The organism is Tritonibacter aquimaris (assembly GCF_009617595.1).
GTDB classification, from domain to species: Bacteria; Pseudomonadota; Alphaproteobacteria; order Rhodobacterales; family Rhodobacteraceae; genus Epibacterium; species Epibacterium aquimaris.
The window spans coordinates 1-1,743 of sequence record NZ_WIXK01000021.1 but is presented as its reverse complement, the minus strand read 5'-3'; the positions used below and the strand labels follow the sequence as shown (position 1 = coordinate 1,743).

The 1,743-nt window shown below is 59.7% G+C and carries 2 protein-coding genes; both read left to right on the top strand.

Going from position 1 to position 1,743, the window contains the following annotated elements; genetic code table 11:
- Window positions 1-8: 8 nt before the first annotated feature.
- Window positions 9-767: an electron transfer flavoprotein subunit beta/FixA family protein gene (locus tag GG681_RS17590; protein ID WP_153549348.1), complete on the top strand. Its 759-nt coding sequence runs from the start codon at window positions 9-11 to the stop codon at window positions 765-767.
- Window positions 767-1,696 carry an electron transfer flavoprotein subunit alpha/FixB family protein gene (locus tag GG681_RS17585; RefSeq protein ID WP_153549347.1) on the top strand — a complete coding sequence of 310 codons (930 nt, stop codon included), beginning with the start codon at window positions 767-769 and terminating at the stop codon, window positions 1,694-1,696. The genes GG681_RS17590 and GG681_RS17585 overlap by 1 nt, the downstream gene beginning before the upstream one ends.
- The last annotated feature ends 47 nt before the right edge of the window (window positions 1,697-1,743 follow it).

The window sequence follows — 1,743 nt, the reverse complement described above, 5'->3', positions numbered from 1 at the left end:
ATACGCCCATGAAGGTCTTGGTACCTGTAAAGCGCGTGATTGATTACAACGTTAAGGTTCGTGTGAAAGCGGACGGCAGCGGTGTTGATCTCGCCAACGTGAAAATGTCGATGAACCCGTTTGACGAAATCGCCGTCGAAGAGGCCATCCGCCTGAAAGAAGCAGGCAAGGCCGATGAGGTTGTGGTTGTCTCTATTGGCGTGAAACAAGCGCAAGAGACCCTGCGCACCGGGCTGGCGATGGGGGCCGATCGCGCCATCCTGATCACCGCCGCCGATGATGTGCACACCGATATCGAGCCGCTGGCCGTGGCCAAACTGCTGGCCAAAGTGGTCGAAGCAGAGCAGCCCGGTCTGGTGCTTTGTGGCAAACAGGCGATCGACAATGATCTCAACGCCACCGGTCAGATGCTGTCGGCGCTTTTGGGCTGGTCGCAGGCGACCTTTGCCTCGGATCTGGACGTTGATGGCGACAGCGCCAAAGTCACCCGTGAGGTCGACGGCGGCCTGCAGACGATTTCGGTGAAACTGCCCACAATCGTCACCGTGGATCTGCGCCTCAATGAGCCGCGCTACGCGTCGCTGCCAAACATCATGAAAGCCAAGAAAAAGCCGCTGGATGAGAAAACCGCCGCGGATTACGGCGTTGATGTCACCCCGCGTCTGACCATTGTGGAAACCAAAGAACCCGCCAGCCGCGCCGCTGGGATCAAAGTGGGCTCGGTGGATGAGCTGGTTGCCAAACTCAAAGAAGCGGGAGCCGTGTAATGTCTGTACTTCTTCTTGCTGAAATCACCGGCGGCGAGCTGTCGCTGGACGCCACCGCCAAAGCCGTCACCGCCGCCAAGGCGCTTGGCGATGTCACTGTGCTGGCCGCGGGCGAAAGCGCCGCCGCAGCCGGTGAAGCGGCGGCAAAAATCGACGGTGTTGCCAAGGTTCTGGTCGCCGAAGATGCAAGCCTCGGTCACCGTCTTGCCGAACCAACGGCTGCGCTGATCGCGGGTCTTGCTGCGGACTTCAGCCATGTTGTTGCGCCTGCCACCACGGACGCCAAAAACATCCTGCCCCGCGTTGCGGCGCTCTTGGATGTGATGGTGATTTCCGATGTGACCGCGGTTGTTGACGCTGACACATTTGAGCGTCCGGTTTATGCGGGCAACGCGCTTCAGGTGGTGAAATCGGCGGATGCCAAAAAGGTTCTGACCGTGCGCACCTCAACCTTTGATGCGGCTGGCGAAGGTGGCTCTGCGGCGGTGGAAACCGTGCCTGCAGCTGAAAACCCTGCGCTGTCTCAGTGGGTTGAAGACAAGGTTGCCGAAAGCGACCGCCCCGAGCTGACCTCAGCTGGTGTGGTTGTTTCTGGTGGTCGTGGTGTTGGCTCCGAAGAAAACTTCGCGCTGATCGAAACCCTCGCCGACAAGCTGGGCGCGGCGGTAGGTGCCTCGCGCGCGGCCGTGGACAGTGGGTTTGCGCCGAACGACTGGCAGGTTGGTCAGACCGGCAAAGTGGTTGCCCCGGATCTTTACATCGCCGTGGGGATCTCCGGCGCGATCCAGCACCTTGCGGGTATGAAAGACAGCAAAATCATCGTCGCCATCAACAAAGACGAAGAAGCGCCGATCTTCCAGGTTGCTGATTTTGGCCTGGTTGCGGATCTGTTTGACGCGGTGCCTGAGCTCGCGGAAAAGCTCGGCTAAGCCAGCCAAAAGACACAAACAAAAGGCCCGCAAGCGCGGGCCTTTTT

Excerpts from the sequence above, each read along its gene's own strand:
- GG681_RS17585 (WP_153549347.1), top strand. The coding sequence starts at position 767 with ATGTCTGTACTTCTTCTTGCTGAAATCACCGGCGGCGAGCTGTCGCTG.
- GG681_RS17590 (WP_153549348.1), top strand. The coding sequence starts at position 9 with ATGAAGGTCTTGGTACCTGTAAAGCGCGTGATTGATTACAACGTTAAG.